This window comes from Actinocorallia sp. A-T 12471 (assembly GCF_033875155.1).
In the GTDB taxonomy this organism is placed as follows: Bacteria; Actinomycetota; Actinomycetes; order Streptosporangiales; family Streptosporangiaceae; genus Actinocorallia.
Genome location: NZ_JAWZTE010000003.1, coordinates 408,798 through 424,526 on the forward strand (window position 1 = coordinate 408,798; position 15,729 = coordinate 424,526).

General features: G+C 72.9%; 15 protein-coding genes. 8 read left to right on the top strand and 7 right to left on the bottom strand.

Annotated features, from left to right (window positions below):
- Positions 1-4: 4 nt before the first annotated feature.
- Entirely contained in the window at positions 5-907 is a 903-nt protein-coding gene (locus R9X44_RS10835; RefSeq protein WP_319813917.1) for an SPFH domain-containing protein, read from the bottom strand.
- A gap of 109 nt (positions 908-1,016) precedes the next feature.
- Here R9X44_RS10835 and R9X44_RS10840 point away from each other — a divergent pair, with 109 nt between their 5' ends.
- Entirely contained in the window at positions 1,017-2,063 is a 1,047-nt protein-coding gene (locus R9X44_RS10840) for a CaiB/BaiF CoA transferase family protein (RefSeq protein WP_319813918.1), read from the top strand.
- Here the strand turns inward: R9X44_RS10840 and R9X44_RS10845 are convergent.
- Positions 2,060-2,797, bottom strand: a complete 738-nt coding sequence (locus tag R9X44_RS10845; RefSeq protein WP_319813919.1) for an NUDIX domain-containing protein — start codon at positions 2,795-2,797, stop codon at positions 2,060-2,062. The two genes, R9X44_RS10840 and R9X44_RS10845, sit on opposite strands and share 4 nt — an antisense overlap.
- Before the next feature lie 295 nt (positions 2,798-3,092).
- Positions 3,093-3,488 carry a DUF4326 domain-containing protein gene (locus tag R9X44_RS10850; protein ID WP_319813920.1) on the bottom strand — a complete coding sequence of 132 codons (396 nt, stop codon included), beginning with the start codon at positions 3,486-3,488 and terminating at the stop codon, positions 3,093-3,095.
- Positions 3,489-3,621: 133 nt separating this feature from the next.
- Between R9X44_RS10850 and R9X44_RS10855 the strand changes: the two genes are divergently transcribed.
- Complete coding sequence (locus R9X44_RS10855) at positions 3,622-4,848, top strand: beta-ketoacyl-[acyl-carrier-protein] synthase family protein (protein WP_319813921.1); 1,227 nt, start codon at positions 3,622-3,624, stop codon at positions 4,846-4,848.
- A 192-nt stretch (positions 4,849-5,040) separates the two neighbouring features.
- On the opposite strand, the gene R9X44_RS10860 is transcribed toward R9X44_RS10855, so the two are convergent.
- Positions 5,041-6,066 carry a hypothetical protein gene (locus R9X44_RS10860; RefSeq protein ID WP_319813922.1) on the bottom strand — a complete coding sequence of 342 codons (1,026 nt, stop codon included), beginning with the start codon at positions 6,064-6,066 and terminating at the stop codon, positions 5,041-5,043.
- Between the two features lie 150 nt (positions 6,067-6,216).
- Here R9X44_RS10860 and R9X44_RS10865 point away from each other — a divergent pair, with 150 nt between their 5' ends.
- From R9X44_RS10865 to R9X44_RS10890, 6 genes are all read left to right on the top strand, one after another.
- The gene (locus tag R9X44_RS10865; RefSeq protein ID WP_319813923.1) at positions 6,217-8,346 is read left to right on the top strand and encodes a glycosyltransferase family 39 protein; all 2,130 of its coding nucleotides are present in this window, start codon (positions 6,217-6,219) and stop codon (positions 8,344-8,346) included.
- Positions 8,347-8,358: 12 nt separating this feature from the next.
- The gene (locus R9X44_RS10870; protein WP_319813924.1) at positions 8,359-9,039 is read left to right on the top strand and encodes a YceI family protein; all 681 of its coding nucleotides are present in this window, start codon (positions 8,359-8,361) and stop codon (positions 9,037-9,039) included.
- Positions 9,040-9,179: 140 nt separating this feature from the next.
- Positions 9,180-9,962, top strand: a complete 783-nt coding sequence (locus tag R9X44_RS10875; RefSeq protein ID WP_319813925.1) for an ABC transporter permease — start codon at positions 9,180-9,182, stop codon at positions 9,960-9,962.
- Between the two features lie 26 nt (positions 9,963-9,988).
- On the top strand, positions 9,989-11,023 hold the full coding sequence (locus tag R9X44_RS10880) for a glycine betaine ABC transporter substrate-binding protein (RefSeq protein ID WP_319813926.1): 1,035 nt from the start codon (positions 9,989-9,991) through the stop codon (positions 11,021-11,023).
- Positions 11,007-11,774 carry an ABC transporter ATP-binding protein gene (locus R9X44_RS10885; RefSeq protein WP_319813927.1) on the top strand — a complete coding sequence of 256 codons (768 nt, stop codon included), beginning with the start codon at positions 11,007-11,009 and terminating at the stop codon, positions 11,772-11,774. The genes R9X44_RS10880 and R9X44_RS10885 overlap by 17 nt, the downstream gene beginning before the upstream one ends.
- A gap of 44 nt (positions 11,775-11,818) precedes the next feature.
- Positions 11,819-12,895: an LLM class flavin-dependent oxidoreductase gene (locus tag R9X44_RS10890; RefSeq protein WP_319813928.1), complete on the top strand. Its 1,077-nt coding sequence runs from the start codon at positions 11,819-11,821 to the stop codon at positions 12,893-12,895.
- A 67-nt stretch (positions 12,896-12,962) separates the two neighbouring features.
- On the opposite strand, the gene R9X44_RS10895 is transcribed toward R9X44_RS10890, so the two are convergent.
- The 3 genes from R9X44_RS10895 to R9X44_RS10905 all read right to left on the bottom strand — a co-directional run bounded on the left by R9X44_RS10895 (position 12,963) and on the right by R9X44_RS10905 (position 15,651).
- Positions 12,963-13,118, bottom strand: coding sequence for a hypothetical protein (locus tag R9X44_RS10895; RefSeq protein WP_319813929.1), 156 nt, complete (start codon positions 13,116-13,118; stop codon positions 12,963-12,965).
- A gap of 116 nt (positions 13,119-13,234) precedes the next feature.
- A complete protein-coding gene (locus R9X44_RS10900; protein WP_319813930.1) occupies positions 13,235-14,332 on the bottom strand; it encodes a nitric oxide synthase oxygenase in 1,098 nt (365 codons plus the stop codon).
- Positions 14,333-14,553: 221 nt separating this feature from the next.
- Positions 14,554-15,651, bottom strand: a complete 1,098-nt coding sequence (locus R9X44_RS10905; protein WP_319813931.1) for a saccharopine dehydrogenase family protein — start codon at positions 15,649-15,651, stop codon at positions 14,554-14,556.
- Positions 15,652-15,729: the final 78 nt, after the last annotated feature.

The window sequence follows — 15,729 nt, forward strand, 5'->3', positions numbered from 1 at the left end:
CGGATCAGGAGTACAGGGTTCCGGTGTTCACGACCGGCTGGGCGTCCCGATCGCCGCACAGGACCACGAGGAGGTTGGAGACCATCGCCGCCTTGCGCTCCTCGTCGAGCTCGACGATGCCGTCGTCGGTGAGGCGGGTGAGCGCCATCTCGACCATGCCGACCGCGCCCTCCACGATCTTGGTGCGGGCCGAGACGATGGCCGACGCCTGCTGACGGCGGAGCATCGCCTGGGCGATCTCGGGGGCGTAGGCCAGGCGGGTGAGGCGCGACTCGATGATCTCCACCCCCGCGGCGTCCACGCGGAGGCCGATCTCGGTGGACAGCCGCTCGGTGATCTCGTCGGCGTTGTCGCGCAGGGACAGGCCGGTGTCGTGGGTGTCGTAGGGGTAGCTGTTGGCGATGTGGCGGACGGCGGTCTCGGTCTGGATCGCGACGAACTCCACGAAGTCGTCGACCTCGAAGACGGCGCGCGCGGTGTCCTTGACCTGCCAGACGACGACGGCGGCGATCTCGATGGGGTTGCCGTCGGCGTCGTTGACCTTCAGCACGTCGGTCTCGTGGTTGCGGATGCGGGTGGAGACCTTGCGGCGGTCGGTGAGGGGGTTCACCCAGCGCAGGCCGTCGGTGCGGACGGTGCCGGTGTAGCGGCCGAGGAGGGTGACGACCCGGGCCTCACCGGGCGCGACCGCGGTGAGGCCGACCATGAACACGAGGCCGGCGAGGGCGATGAGGATTCCCGCGACGAGCACGGCCACACCGGCGGCGGACGCCATCGCGATCCCGCCGATGATGGCGGCCGAGCCGCCGATGAGGGCGAGCAGGCACAGGCCGAGGATGGGCCAGCCGGAGGAGCCGAAGGCGATCTTCTCCCGGATCTGGGGGGCGGGCATCAAGGTCTCGCTCATGGGTTTCTCCTTGCTCGGGGCGATGTCTCCAAATTAGCAAAGTGATATCACTTTGCCAACCCTGAATCCGGGCGGGATCTCCCGACCAAGCGCTTGATACGTTTGCCGCATGCTCGACGGCCTGCGCGTGCTCGACCTGACGATGTGGCGGCCCGGCCCCTACGCCACCCTCCTGCTCGCCGGGATGGGCGCCGACGTGCTCAAGGTCGAGCCCCCGGGCGGTGAGCCGATGCGGGTGTTCGCCAAGCACTTCGGGCCGCTCAACGCGGGCAAGCGGGCGATCGCGCTCGACCTCAAGGCCCCGGACGACCTCGCCCGCTGCCTCGAACTGGCCGCCGAGGCCGACGCCGTCGTCACCGGGTTCCGGCCTGGCGTCGCCGCACGGCTCGGGATCGGGCCTGACACGCTGCGCGCGGCACGCCCCGCCCTGGTGACGTGCGCGTTGACCGGATACGGCGAGCGCGGCCCGCTCGCGGGCGTCCCGGGGCACGACGTGAACTACCGGGCGACGGCCGGGGCGCTCCCGCCCGGCGGCCTTCCCCCGGACGCGGTCGACCTCCCCCTGGCCGACATGGCCGCCGCCACCACCGCCGCCTTCGCGATAACGGCCGCGTGCCTGCGCGCTGCCAAGACCGGCGAAGGCGCGCACTTGGATATCGGCCTCGCTGACACCCTCGCCCACTGGGTCTCCACAGCGCCGCCCGCCCTTCCCGGGGGTGACGGGATCGGCCCTGTGGCCGGTTACGGCGTCTACACCTGCGCTGACGGCCTGCGCGTCGCGTTGGGCGTCGTGTCGGAGGACCACCTTTGGCGGGCTGTCTGCGCGGCTCTGGAGCTGTCGGGTCTCGCCGAGGAGCCTTTCGCGACGCGTATCTCGCGCGTACGGGAGTTCGACGACCGGATAAGGCTGGCGCTCAAGGAGCTTCCCCGGCACGTCGCGTTGGAGAGGCTGGAGAAGGCGGGGGCTCCGGCGAGCGCGGTGCTCGACCGGGGGGAGATGCTGGCCCATCCGCACTTCCAGGCGCGCGGCGTTATCGCGCCGGGTGCCGATGGGCCCGTCACGGGGTCGTTGATTCCGGGGACGTCGCCGCGTCCGGCGTCGCCCGCGCCCGGCCTTGACGAGCACCGTGGCGAGGGCTGGCTGCCGAGGGCCTAGGCGAGCGCGGGAAGTGTGGCGGCGGACTCGATGAGGAAGTCCCGCAGCTCCCTCGGCCACAGGGGCAGGCCGGTGAAGGACGCGCCCCGGCACGGGAGGCGTTCGACGTCGTAGGCGCCACGGCTCGCGTCGGCGAACTCGGGGCCGGAGCGCAGCGCGAGGTCCATCGAGGTCAGGCGGCAGACGAAGAAGTGGTGCACGTAGGTGGCGTGCGGGCGGTGCTCGGAGAAGGTGAAGACGGGCTTGACCGGGCCCGCCGTCGCCCCGAGCTCCTCCATGAGCTCCCTGCGCAGCCCGGCTTCGACGTCGGCGTCGGTGTCCTCCACGCCGCCGCCCGGGGTCGTGTAGTACGGGGTGCGTCCGGCCCGCGTACGGCGGAACAGGATGAGGGAGTCGTTTTTGTCGAGCAGAAGCGCGCGCGCTTTGACGACCCGGGGACGCTCGGCCCCCGCGATGCCCCGCAGCACGAGCCCCTCGGCGAACCCCCCTCGGGCGGCGGCCTTGGCCGCGCGCACACGCTCAAGCTCGACGGCGTCGCACCCGATCCCGTCGGCGAGCGCCCGGACGACCTCGAGCACGTCGGCGAGCTCCTCAACTGAGGGCTCGGCGGAGAACTCGTCGGCCTCCTCCCAGAGCTTGGCCAGCAGCAGCCTGCGCATCTCCGCGGGATCGGCGGTGCGCACGTCCGGCCGCCCGCCCGAGGCCCGGATCAGCTCAGGAATCCGATCCCGCACAAGCTTCTCGTTCCGCTCGGCATAAGGATCACGCCCCCCACCCCGCCCCGCCTGCTCACCCATCGACCCGCGCCCCCTTCCCTCCCGCCTAAACGCAAGCCTAGGCAAGATCACCCCCCCCACGCCGCCCGTTCAGCAACACGCCTCGACACCGACCCGCCCAACGGGCCCGGGCCGCCGCACGAGCGTTCGACCCGCCCGAGGGGACCGGGCCGCCGCGCGGAGCATTCGGCCCGCCCTGCGGGTTGGGCCGTCGGGCCGAGCGTTTGGGTTGCCCGGCGGGGGGTGGGGGTGGTTAGGGGTTGGCGTGGGTGAGGAGGGTTGCGGCGTGGCAGAGGTCGGGTTCGCCGGGGGCGGGGAGGGGGCACCAGCAGGCGAGGTCGTGGCCGCGTAGGTCGGTGGTGAGGGCGGCGGTGAAGGACTCGGGGGTCCAGTGGGCGGAGAGGGGGTTGGCGCCGCGGGGGTAGGGGGTGCCTTCGGTGAAGGCTTCGAAGGCTTCGCGGTAGAGGGCCACGGAGGTGGCGCGGTCGGGGACGTACTCGCCGCCGTATTCGGGGGGCATGCGTTTGCCGACGGGGAAGGGGTTGCCCCACTTCGAGGGGCGGCTGACCACGATCGCGCCCTCGGGTTTGCGCCAGCCGCGCTTGCGGCTGAGCCTGATGCGGCGCGGGCCGTCGTGTCCCGTCGCCATGGCTCCCCCTTCGCCCGGCATCCCGTTTTTGTTCCTCCGTGACAGACATATCCGTCATTTCTGTCACGGAAACCAAACGAAGCGCTTCGCTAACGCGTGGTACTTTCCGGCCCTATCCCCCCAGGAGGCCGCCGTGCACCGTGTCGTCGTCACCGGAATGGGCCTCAAAAGCCCGGCAGGCAACACCCCGGAGGACGCCTTCGCGACGGTCCTCGCGGGCAAGGGCGTCGCGGCACACCTGCCCGCGCTGCTCGAGGCGGCGGTGCCCGTGACCTTCGGGTGCGCGGTCACCGGCTTCGACCCCGACGCCTACTTCCCGCGCGCCCGTCAGCGCCATCTCGACCGGCCGACCCGGCTCGCCGTCGCGGCCGCCGCCGACGCCCGCCTCGACGCGGGCCTGCCCGACCACCGCGACCCCGACGCCGACGGCGACGCCCGCACCGGCGTCTACGTCGGCACCGGCGGCGGCCACACCTCCTACATCGCCGACCTCGGCACCCTCCCCCGCGAGAAGCTGCCCGTCGCGTCGGTACCGATGATCATGCCGAACGCGACCGCCGCGCGGATCTCCATCCGGCACGGCCTCCAGGGCCCGTGCCTCACGTTCTCGTGCGCCTGCGCCAGCGCGGCGGTCGCGCTCGGGGAGGCGATGACCGCGATCCGGCACGGCAGGATCGACGCCGCCGTCGCGGGCGGGGTCGAGGCGATGCTGACGCCCTTCGCCGTCGCCGGTTTCGCCAGGATCAACGCCCTCTCCCGCCGCGCCGACGCGCCGCACGAGGCGTCCCGGCCGTTCGACCGCGAGCGCGACGGGTTCGTCATGGCCGAGGCCGCCGCGTTCCTCGTCCTGGAACGCGCTGACCTCGCCGAGGCGCGCGGCGCGCGGATCTACGGCGAGCTCGCCGGGTACGCGACGGGCGTGGACGCGGGCCACATCGTGCAGCCCCTGGACGACGGCCGCGTCGCCGCCCGCACGATGCGCGCGGCCCTCGCCGACGCAGGAGTTCGCCCGGAAGAGGTCGGCCACGTCAACGCGCACGCGACCGCGACGACCTACAACGACAGGGCCGAGGCGCGCGCGATCTCCGCGTGCTTCCCCGACGGCTCTCCCCCGGTCACCGCGACCAAGGGCGTCACCGGCCACCTGCTGGGGTCGGGCGGCGCCGTCGAGGCGGTCTTCGCGCTGCTGGCGGCCGCGCGCGGGGTGGTCCCGCCGACCGCCAACTTCACCGGCGGCCCCGACGCCGACGCGATCGACGTCGTGCACACCGCGCCGCGCGCGATCGCGCCCGCGCCGGTTCTGTCGAACTCGTTCGGGTTCGGCGGCCACTCCGCGTCCCTGGTCCTGCGCCCGCTCTAGCACGCGAAATGGCGCTCCCGGTGGCTCGGGCCTGCCACCGAGAGCGCCTGGTTCCGGCCGGAACTCCTTACGGCCGGAGTCTTGTGGACGGGAGCCCCGCTCCGCTCGAACGCGCCGGAGAGTGGGATGGCCGGCGCGGTCGGGCCAAGCCGCTCTCGCGGAGAGCGGGGCCGTCCCGTGGGGACCCTCCGGCTATGCGGCCGGAAGGAAGTAGGCGGGTCCGAAGACCGTCGGGTCGGGGAATTCAGGGAGGAATCCGGCGCGGTCGTCGCGCAGCCGGCGGCGGGCGGCCGCCTCCTCGGCTGCGGCGACCGTAAGCGCGCTGGCGACCAGGCGTGACGCCTTCCCGGACGCCCCCTCGGCCTTCAGCCACTCGGTCATCTCACGGGTGCGGTCCACCGCCGACGCCCCGCAGGGCAGGACGGTCACGGCGGCCGCGTCGCACGGGACGACGTCGGGATCGAGGTTGACGTTCCGCGCCGCCTCCCCCGCGAGCCACAGCCCGCGATGGCCGCCGAGCAGCACCGGCCCGGCCGGGTGGGCGAGCCGCGCCAGCGGGGTCCCGACGGGCACCTCGTGCACGCCGGGCCGTGGGACGGCCCCGGTGAGCGTCACCAGCATGGTGCCGGGCGCGGCGGCGGTCCCCTGGCCACGGAACCACGCGGCCCCGTGCCTGGCGATCAGCGCGAGATGGGCGAAGGTCTCGGCATTTCCGACGAACCACCCCTCGTCCGAGGGCAGGAAGGCCGACGGCGTCGCGGGCCCGCCGCGCAGCGCGCTCACCAGGGCGGTGTCCTCCCCCGCGAGGTATCCTCCGCGCCCCTCCGCGACGTGCAGGGCGGGTTCGCCCGCGTCGCGTCCGGCGAACGCCTCCTTGAGGAGCTGTCCCAGGCCGTCCAAACCGGCGGGGACCGCCACGGAGATCTCCTTCGCCCCCAGCAGCCTGGCGACGGCCACGGCCCCGTCGGCGACGAGGTGCGGGGCCCGCTGCAGCAGCCAGGTGTCCTTGGCCGACAGCGGATCGCCCTCCATCCCGTTCACGACGACGGTGTGGCAGTGCCGTACGGCCCTGAGCCTTGCGGCCGCCGGAGCCCAGCCGCCGCCGCGTCCCCGCAGCCCCGACCGCTCGACCTCGGCGAGCGCGAGCCCGCGGGCCGGACCGACCAGGTCGACATGGTCCCGCCAGCCGCTTCCGGCCGCCGCCTGCATGAGCCTCATGGCGTTCTCCCCTCCTTGCCCGACTTCCACTGTCAGGCAGGTCCGTGAGAACCGGGTGAGACCGGGGTGAGAAGGGCCGGGGCCCGAGCGTGAGAAACGGGTGACGGACGTCTCATCGGCCTCTCATGCCGGGTGCCTACGCTGCGCCCCATGGACAAAGGTGCAGGCGGGCCAAGGTGGGCGCTCCCGGCCCTGGCGGCCCTGCTGGCCGCCACGGGGGCGCTCTACCTGTGGGGGCTCGGCGCGTCGGGGTGGGCCAACGCCTACTACTCGGCGGCCGCGCAGGCCGGGGCGCAGAGCTGGAAGGCGATGTTCTTCGGCGCGACGGACGCGGCGGGCGCGATCACCGTCGACAAGGCCCCGCTCGCGCTGTGGCCGATGGCGCTGTCGGCGCGGATCTTCGGGCTGAGCTCCTGGAGCGTGCTGGTCCCGCAGGCGCTGATGGGCGTCGGGGCGGTCGCGCTGCTGTACGGGGCGGTCCGCAGGGGCCTCGACGGGACCACCGGGCCGCGCGCGGCGGTCGCGGGCGGCCTCGTGGCCGGGGCCGCGCTGGCGACGACGCCGGTGGCCGCGCTGATGTTCCGCTTCAACAACCCCGACGCGCTGCTCGTCCTGCTGCTGGTCGGCGCGGCCTACGCGCTGGTCCGCGCCTTCCCCGAGGGCTCGACCCGCTGGGTGCTGGTCGCGGGCGCGCTGGTGGGCCTGGCGTTCCTCGCCAAGATGCTCCAGGCGTTCCTCGTGCTGCCCGGCTTCGCGGCGGCCTGGCTCGCGCTCGCGCCGGGAACGCTGCGGCGACGGCTCATGCAGACGCTGGGCGCGGGCCTCGCGGTGGTCGCGGGCGCCAGCTGGTGGATCGCGGCGGTCGCGCTGACGCCCACGTCGGCGCGCCCCTACATCGGCGGCTCGCAGGGGAACAGCGTGCTCGAACTCGCCCTCGGCTACAACGGGATCGGCCGCCTTAACGGCGCGGACTACGGCGGCCTCGGCAACCTCGACCAGGAGGCAGGGTGGAGCCGGATCTTCGCGTCCGAGCTCGGCGGGCAGATCGCCTGGCTTGTCCCGGCCGCGCTCATCCTGCTGGTCACCGGCCTCCTCGTGACGCGCGGGGCTGCGCGCTTCTCGTTCGCGCTGTGGGGCGGCTGGTTCGTGGTGACCTGCCTTGTGTTCTCGTTCATGCGCGGGATCTTCCACGCGTATTACGCGGTCGCGCTCGCCCCCGCCGTCGCGGCCCTGGTCGGGCTCGGGGTCGCGGTGTGCGCGCGTCGGCGTGAAGTGCTTTCTGCGACGGCTGCGGTGACCGCTGTGTGGGGATATGTCCTGCTCGGCCGTACCCCCGACTTCGTGCCCTGGCTGCGCTGGGCGGTCGTCGCGGCGGGCCTCGTCGCGGCACTGCTGCTGCTCGGACGGGGGCGCGCCCTCGCCGTCGGAGCCGCCGCCGCGCTCGTCGCGGGCCTCGCCGGACCCGCCGCCTACGCCCTGGAGACCGCCGCCACCGCCCACACCGGCGCGATCCCGACGGCTGGCCCCGCGACGGATTCCGGAGGCTTCCGCCCCCGAGGCGGCGGCGGCTTCGGCCCCGGCGTCTCCCTCCCTGGCGGCGGCGCGCCCGGCGGCGGGTTCGACGGCGGCGACGGCACGTCCGGCGGCGGCGCGCCGAGCGGCGCTTCCAACGGCGGCGCGCCCAGCGGCACATCGAACAGCAACGCGCCGAGCGGCGCTTCCAACGGCGGCACGCCCAGCGGCACATCGAACAGCAACGCGTCCAGCGGCGCTTCCAACGGCGGCGCGCCCAGCGGCAAGTCGAACAGCAACGCGCCGAGCGGTGCGTCGAACAGCAACGCGGCGTCCAGCGGTGCGTCCGCCAGCGGCGGGCCCGGGGGCGGGTTCGGTGGGGGCGGGTTCGGGGGCGGCATGCGCGGTGGGGCCGGGCTGCTGTCCGCGCCTGAGCCTGATGCCGAGGTCGTCGCGGCGTTGCGGGCGGACGCCGACCGGTACACGTGGGCCGCCGCCGTCATCGGGTCGAACAACGCGGCGGGCTACCAGCTCGCGACGGGTGCGCCGGTGATGGCGGTCGGCGGGTTCAACGGCACCGACCCCGCGCCGACGCTCGCGCGGTTCCAGAAGCTCGTCGCCGAGGGACGTGTGCACTACTTCATCGAGAGTTCGATGTTCGGCACGTCCCAGAATGGCAGCACCGAGGCCCAGCGGATAGCCGACTGGGTCGCGGCGAACTACAGCCCCCAGCGGATCGTTGGAACGACAGTGTACGCCCTCGCCTGATGGAGAGCCTTAGTGAAGAAGTGGACATGGTGGGTCGTCGGCGTCGTCGGCGTCCTCCTGCTCGGATTCGTCGTAGCCCCGTTCGTCTACACGCGGTTCATCGAGGGTGACGCGCCCGAGCGCCTCACCGTCGGGACCGCGAGCCCGTCCGCGGCGGCGGGCGAGTCGGTCTCCGCCGACGGGGCCTGGAAGGTCGGCGCGGACTCCCAGGCCGGGTACCGGGTGAAGGAGGTGCTGTTCGGCCAGAAGGTCGAGGCGGTCGGCCGCACCGGCGAGATCAGCGGCGACCTCACCGTCGCGGGAAGCTCGGTGACGGAAGGCGAGTTCACCGTGCAGATGGCGAACGTCACGAGCGACCAGAACCGCCGCGACGACCAGTTCCGCGGCCGCATCATGGACGTCGCCCAGTTCCCGACCTCGACGTTCAGGCTCACCGCGCCGATCGAGCTCGGCACGGTCCCGGCCGTCGGGGCGCAGGCCGAGGCCGAGGCAACGGGTGAGCTGACCCTCAAGGGCCAGACCAAGGCCGTCACCTTCCCCGTGACGGCGTCGCGCACCGGCGCCGACACGTTCGAGGTGAGCGGCCAGATCCCCGTGAAGTTCACCGACTACGGCATCGACAACCCCTTCTTCCCCGGCATCGAGGTGGAGGACGACGGCCACGTCGAGTTCCTCCTGAAGTTCACCCGCTGACCCGGCACTCCCCACAGAACCGCGCGTATCACCGCCCTTCCGGCCCTCTCGGCCGGAAGGGCTTCGCTTTACAAAGCGGGACGCTTCCCTCTATCTTCTTTTCCGACCTGTTTGATTGGTTTTGTAGGAAGAAGGTCGCGGTGTCGCGTGCTTTGGCGCTGCGGGTGGGCGGAGTCGCCGCTCTGCTCGCGCTCTGGTGGGCCGTCGCGGCGGCGGGGGTGTGGCCCGAGGTCTTCGTGCCGTCCCCGTCGTCGGTCTGGCACGCGCTCATCGAGACCTCCACCGTGCAGGACAACGGGCAACGCGGCTACGCCGGGTACCTGCTGTGGGAGCACCTGGGCATCAGCCTGCGGCGCATCATCCTCGGCAGCCTGTACGGAATCGTCGGCGGCATCGTCATCGGACTGTTCATCGGGCTCGTCCCGACGGTACGGGCACTGCTCGGGCCCCTCGTGACGTTCGTGCGGACGCTGCCGCCGCTGGCCTACTTCAGCCTGCTCATCATCTGGTTCGGCATCGACGAGACGCCCAAGGTCGTCCTGCTCTTCGTCGCGGCGCTGCCGCCCGTCGCGGTCGCCACCGCCGACGCGGTGCGCGGCGTGCACGAGGACTACCTGAACGCCGCGCGCTCGCTCGGCGCGAGCCGCTGGGCGCTGCCCTGGCGGATCGTGCTCCCGTCGGCGCTGCCGGAGATCATGACCGGCGTGCGCGTCGCGGTCGGCGTCGCCTACACCACAGTGGTGGCGGCCGAGACCGTCAACGGGGTCCCGGGAATCGGGGGGATGATCCGGGACGCCCAGCGCTACAACCAGTCCGACGTGGTGGTCCTCGGACTGCTGGTCATCGGGGCGTCGGGCCTCATCATCGACGCCCTCCTTCAGTACGGCGAACGCAAGCTCGTGCCCTGGCGCGGCCGGGCATGACCCTCCCCCGAAAGTCGAGAGACACCATGAAGCTCACCTCGCTCGTCGCGGCTGCCGCGGCGCTGCTGCTCGGCCTTGCCGGCTGCTCCTCAAGCGGAGAGGAGGGCGGCGGCGCGAACACCGACGGCACCCCGAAGGAACTGCGCATCGCCTACCAGCTCATCCCGAACGGCGACCTCATCGTCAAGAACCAGAAGTGGCTCGAGGAGGCGCTGCCCGACACCAAGATCACCTGGTCGAAGTTCGACTCGGGAGGCGACGTCAACACCGCGATCATCGCGGGTTCGGTGGACATCGGCCTGGCCGGGAGCAGCCCGGTCACGCGCGGCCTGACCGCGCCGCTGAACATCCCCTACCAGGTGCCGTGGATCTTCGACGTCATCGGCGAGAACGAGGCGCTGGTCGCCAAGGGCGCGGCGACCGTCGCCGAGCTCAAGGGCAAGAAGATCGCCACGCCGTTCTCCTCGACCTCGCACTACAGCCTGCTCGCGGCGCTGCAGGACGCGGGCCTCAAGGAGTCCGACGTCACCCTGATCGACCTCGAGCCGCAGGACATCCAGGCGGCCTGGACGCGCGGCGACATCGACGCCGCCTACGTCTGGACCCCGGTCCTCGGCGAGCTGGAGAAGGACGGCAAGGTCCTCATCTCCAGCAAGGACCTCGCGGCCAAGGGCAAGGTGACCGCCGACCTCGCGGTGGTGCGCACCGAGTTCGCCGACAAGTACCCGAACGCCCTGAAGACCTGGCTGCAGCAGCAGGACCGCGCGGTCAAGCTGGTCCGCTCCGACCACGCCGCCGCGGCCGCCGCGATCGGCCAGGAGCTGAACCTCGACCCGGCCGAGGCGGGCCGCCAGCTCGACCAGCTCGTCCTGCTCGACGGCGCGGAGCAGAAGGGCGCCGAGTACCTGGGCACCCCGGACGCGCCCGGCAAGCTCGCCGACAACCTGTTCAGCGCCGCGGAGTTCCTGAAGTCGCAGAACCAGATCGACGCGGTGCCCGAGCTGTCGGTGTTCCAGAAGGGCCTGGCCACCAAGGCGCTCTCCGATGCCTTCTCCGGCTGAGTCCGGCGGCGCGGTGACCCTGCGCGGCGTCTCCCTCGTCTACGGGGGACGCCGCGACCCGGTCACGGCGCTCGCCGACATCGACGCCGACCTCGCGCCCGGCTCGTTCACCGCGATCGTGGGCCCGTCGGGCTGTGGCAAGAGCACGCTGCTGCGGCTCGTCGCGGGGTTCGCCAGGCCGACCGACGGCGAGGTCGCGGTGTCCGGCAAGCCAGTGACGGGCCCGGGCCCGGACCGCGGCGTGGTCTTCCAGCAGCCGAGGCTGTTCCCGTGGCTTTCGGTGCGCGGGAACGTCGAGTTCGGGCTGAAGGGGACGAAGGCGGCGCGGCGGGCGCGGTCGGCGGAGCTGCTCGACCTCGTCGGGCTCGCCGACGCGGCCGGCCGCAAGCCGTACGAGCTGTCGGGCGGGATGCAGCAGCGCGCGGCGATCGCCCGCGCGCTCGCGCCCGACCCGGCGATCCTGCTCATGGACGAGCCGTTCGCCGCGCTCGACGCGCTCACCCGCGAGCGGCTCCAGGAGGAGCTGCGGCGGGTGTGGCAGGCGACGGGCAAGACAGTCCTGTTCGTCACGCACAGCGTGGACGAGGCGGTGTACCTCGGCACCCGCGTCCTGGTGCTGAGCAAGCGCCCGGGACGCGTGGTGCTCGACCAGGCGTCGGAGCTGCCGCACGCCGAGGACCCGCACCTGCACCCCGACCATCCGGCGCTGCGCGACAAGATCGCGTCGGCGGTCCGGGCCGCCGCCGCGTAGAATTCCTACCTGACCCATAGAAATACTGGAGAGGTGCGCGCGCGATGCGTTTCCACTGGTTCCTGCCGACCACCGGCGACGGCGCCGAGGTGCGCGCGGCGATCATGACGACGGACTCGGGCCGCTCCGCGCGGCGTCCGGGCAGCGTCCGTTATCTGTCCCAGGTCGCCCGCGCGGCCGAGGACGCAGGGTTCGAGGCGGCGCTGACCCCGGTCGGCGCGGGCTGCCCCGACCCGTGGATCGTGTGCACTGCCGTCGCGCAGCACACCGAGCGGATCAAGATGCTCGTGGCGTTCCGTCCTGGTTTCGCCCTGCCGACGCTGCTCGCCCAGCAGGTCAGGGCGTTCCAGGAGGTCTCCGACGGACGGCTGATGCTGAACGTCGTCACCGGCGGCGACCCCGTCGAGCAGCGCGCGTACGGCGACTTCCTCGACCATGACGCACGCTACGCGCGCACCGACGAGTTCCTCGAGGTGCTGCGCCGCTCCTTCGAGGGCGTCCCGTTCGACCACGTCGGCGCGCACTACCGGATCGAGGGCGGCGGCCTCGACGCCCCGCTCGCGCAGGTGCCGCCGCTGTACTTCGGCGGGTCGTCGCCCGCCGCGGTCCAGGTCGCGGCCAAGCACGTGGACGTCGCGCTCACCTGGGGAGAGCCGCCCGCCGCCGTCGCACGGAAGGTCAGCGCGCTCAAGGAGGCGGCCGCCGCGCGCGGCCGCGACCTGCGGGTGGGGCTGCGCGTGCACGTCATCAGCCGCGACACCTCGGCCGAGGCGTGGGGCGAGGCCGACAAGCTGCTCGCCGGGATGGACCCCGCACGGATCGAGGCGGCGCAGCGGCGGTTCGCCCGCTTCGACTCGACCGCGCAGCGCGCGATGACCGAGCTGCACGGCGGCGACACGCGCGACCTGGAGATCTCGCCCGGCCTGTGGGCGGGCGTCGGCCTGGTCCGCGAGGGCGCGGGCACCGCGCTGGTCGGCTCGCACGACGAGGTCGCGGCGCTGCTGCGCGAGTACGCGTCCGTCGGGATCGAGGAGTTCATTCTTTCCGGTTGGCCGCACCTGGAGGAGGCTTACCGGATCGGCGAGAACGTGCTGCCCAGGCTCGCGCCCGCTCTCGTCTGACACAGACCCTCAGGGGTGGGGGAACACGAGCGGCCCCGGACGTCCGACGTCCGGGGCCGCTCGCCTGCTATCCGTCGACGAGTTCGGCGATCGCGTCGTGGTCGGTCCAGTCCGACGCGAGCGTGTGCGCGGCGCGTCCGACGGCCGCGAACCCGAAGGCGAACCCGACTCCCGCCGCGACGGCGAAGGCCGCGGCCGCCCCGATGACCTTGCGTGCGTTCATGATCGTTTCCCTTCCCCCCGGCGGCTCCCGCACACCGTCGCCTCGCGCGGCCGCCGCTGTCAACGGCCTGTGCGCGACCGTGACCCCCACGCCGCCGAACTGGAACGGGCGGCGGCTCAGGGGGCGCGGCGGACGAAGTTGGGCCGTAGGTCGGCGTCAGTGTAGAGGCGGTGGAAGACCGGTGTGGCCGACGCCGAAAGCGGCGGGACGATCCATGTCCAGTCGGCCGGGCACGTCCTTCCCGCGCTCTCCTCGCGGGCCAGGTGGGACAGGAAGCGGCGCGCCTCGGTGTGGTGGTCGGTGATGGTGACGCCCGCCTCGCGGAACGAGTGCAGCACCGCGACGTTCAGCTCCACGAGGGCGCGGTCGCGCCAGAGCGTGGCGTCGTCGCGGGTGTCGAGGCCGAGCAGGTCGGCGACGGCCGGGAGCATGTCGTAGCGGTCGGTGTCGGCGAGGTTGCGCGCGCCGATCTCGGTGCCCATGTACCAGCCGTTGAAGGGCGCGGCGGGGTATTTGACGCCGCCGATCTCCAGCGTCATGTTCGACACCGCGGGGACCGCGTGCCAGCGCAGGCCGAGCCCGGCGAAGGTCGGCAGGTCGGGGTGGGTGAGCGGCACCTCGAGCACCGCGTCGGGCGGCAGCGCGAACCATCTGACGGGTTCGTCGCGCCCCTCTACGAGCAGCGGGAGCACGTCGAACGGCCCGCCCACGCCCTGCCAGCCGAGCCCGGTCGCGATCCGTGTCGCGCCGACCCCCGCCGGGTCGCCGGTCACGCCGCCGAGGTGGCCGGGGTATCCGGCGTACCTGACGAGCTGGTCGCTGTGGATGACCGGACCCTTGCCTTCCGGCCCGTCGGGCGCGAAGACCGTGATGACGGGCCTGACGCGTCCGTCGTTGGTCGCCTCGCGCAGGTGCGCGACGCACTCGGCGGCGACCCCGGCGGCGTCCGCGACGTCGCGGCGGTCGCGGACGCGCAGGCTGCGCCAGTACAGGCGGCCGATGCACCGCGAGCTGTTGCGCCAGGCGACGCGCGCGCCGTACTCCAGCTCCTGGGGGGTGTGCCGGTAGGTGCCGGTTCTGCGGATCTCCTCCCGCACCGCCCGCGCCCGCGCCGAGGCGCGCTCGGCGGTGCCCGACTCTGTGTGGAACTCCTCGAGGAACCGGAGGGCCTCGTCCTCGTCGACGGCTCCGCTCCTGCTCCGGAATAGCAGCATGACCCGACCTCGCGTATGGGACGGCAATGACAAACCGTACATTTGCCATCACGGGAAGTCACAGCATGGCATGCCGGGATCGGGCGCGTACCGAGGTTCGGGAACTTCGCAGTGAACGGTCCCGGTTCGCCCCCGTAACGCGCCCGACCCCTCCCACCTCGGGTTTTATCGTGGGATAAGCCGGGTTCGTCGAACTTGTCGAACTTGCCGGGCTTGTCGTGTCAGAGGGTGCGGAAGGTGATCCCGGCGCGCTGGAGCCGCGCGATGAGGGCGTCGCCCATCGCCTGCGCGGTCGTCACCTGGCCCGCCGTGGCCGGCAGGTCGTCGTGCAGCAGGCACAGCGCCGACTCCGACAGCATCTTCGCGGTCTCGGTGTAGCCGGGGTCGCCGCCCGCGACCTCGGTGGCGATCCTGACGCCGCCGCCCTCGCCCTGGAAGCGCGCCTTGAACCAGTTCTTGGCGCGCTGTTCCGCCGACGGCCCTTCGCCGGGCGTCTGACGCAGCGTCGCGCGCAGTCCCCCGCTACCGCCAAGGCCGCCGCCCCGTACGAACGCGAAGAAGTGCGCGTAGGTGAAGTCGGGGCCGTAGCGCTCAAGCGCGCGGGCGCTGCGCACCACGATCTGCGGGTCGAGCGTCGGCAGCGGCACCGGGACGCCGCCGTGCACCCGCGTGCGCGGCAGCGGGCTGCGTGCGATCCTTGCCCGCCGCCCCTGCGGCAGCGGCTCGACGGCCGCGCGCTCGGCGGCGGCCCTGCGCATGCCGAGGGGGTCGCGCAGCACGCCGAGGAACGAGGCGACGGTGCCGCCCGAGGCGCTGCCGTTGGCGCTGACGAACCCCTCGACGCGCAGCGGCACGTTCTCCGGCAGCCGCTGGACGGTGTAGTACACGCCGAGGTCGTAGGGGATCGAGTCGAAGCCGCACGCGTGCACGAGCCGCGCCCCGGTCTCCACCGCCCTGCGGTGGTGGCGCAGGTACATCAGGTCGACGAACGCGGGCTCACCGGTCAGGTCGACGTAGTCGGTCCCGTGTTCGGCGCACGCGGCCACCAGCGGCTCGCCGTACTTCAGGTAGGGACCGACGGTCGAGATGACGAGCCGCGTCGAGCGGGCGAGCGCGTCGAGGGAGGCGGGGTCGCCGGCGTCGGCGTGCAGCAGCGGCACGTCGACCCCGATCCTGTCGCGCACCCGTTCCAGCTTGGCCAGGTCGCGCCCGGCGAGCGCCCAGCGGGTCTCGCCCGCGTGCGCGGCGAGGTACTCGGCGGTCAGCCCCCCGGTGAAGCCGGTGGCCCCGTAAAGCACAGCGTCGTACGGACGCCCCATGGCGCACTCCTCGCTCAGACCCGCGATCAGTCGTTGGACACACTGTCTACCAGAGTGCGGATCACGAGGCGAGGCCCG

Excerpts from the sequence above, each read along its gene's own strand:
- R9X44_RS10835 (WP_319813917.1), bottom strand. The coding sequence starts at position 907 with ATGAGCGAGACCTTGATGCCCGCCCCCCAGATCCGGGAGAAGATCGCC.
- R9X44_RS10850 (WP_319813920.1), bottom strand. The coding sequence starts at position 3,488 with ATGGCGACGGGACACGACGGCCCGCGCCGCATCAGGCTCAGCCGCAAG.
- R9X44_RS10885 (WP_319813927.1), top strand. The coding sequence starts at position 11,007 with ATGCCTTCTCCGGCTGAGTCCGGCGGCGCGGTGACCCTGCGCGGCGTC.
- R9X44_RS10865 (WP_319813923.1), top strand. The coding sequence starts at position 6,217 with ATGGACAAAGGTGCAGGCGGGCCAAGGTGGGCGCTCCCGGCCCTGGCG.
- R9X44_RS10905 (WP_319813931.1), bottom strand. The coding sequence starts at position 15,651 with ATGGGGCGTCCGTACGACGCTGTGCTTTACGGGGCCACCGGCTTCACC.
- R9X44_RS10900 (WP_319813930.1), bottom strand. The coding sequence starts at position 14,332 with ATGCTGCTATTCCGGAGCAGGAGCGGAGCCGTCGACGAGGACGAGGCC.
- R9X44_RS10840 (WP_319813918.1), top strand. The coding sequence starts at position 1,017 with ATGCTCGACGGCCTGCGCGTGCTCGACCTGACGATGTGGCGGCCCGGC.
- R9X44_RS10880 (WP_319813926.1), top strand. The coding sequence starts at position 9,989 with ATGAAGCTCACCTCGCTCGTCGCGGCTGCCGCGGCGCTGCTGCTCGGC.
- R9X44_RS10890 (WP_319813928.1), top strand. The coding sequence starts at position 11,819 with ATGCGTTTCCACTGGTTCCTGCCGACCACCGGCGACGGCGCCGAGGTG.
- R9X44_RS10895 (WP_319813929.1), bottom strand. The coding sequence starts at position 13,118 with ATGAACGCACGCAAGGTCATCGGGGCGGCCGCGGCCTTCGCCGTCGCG.
- R9X44_RS10860 (WP_319813922.1), bottom strand. The coding sequence starts at position 6,066 with ATGAGGCTCATGCAGGCGGCGGCCGGAAGCGGCTGGCGGGACCATGTC.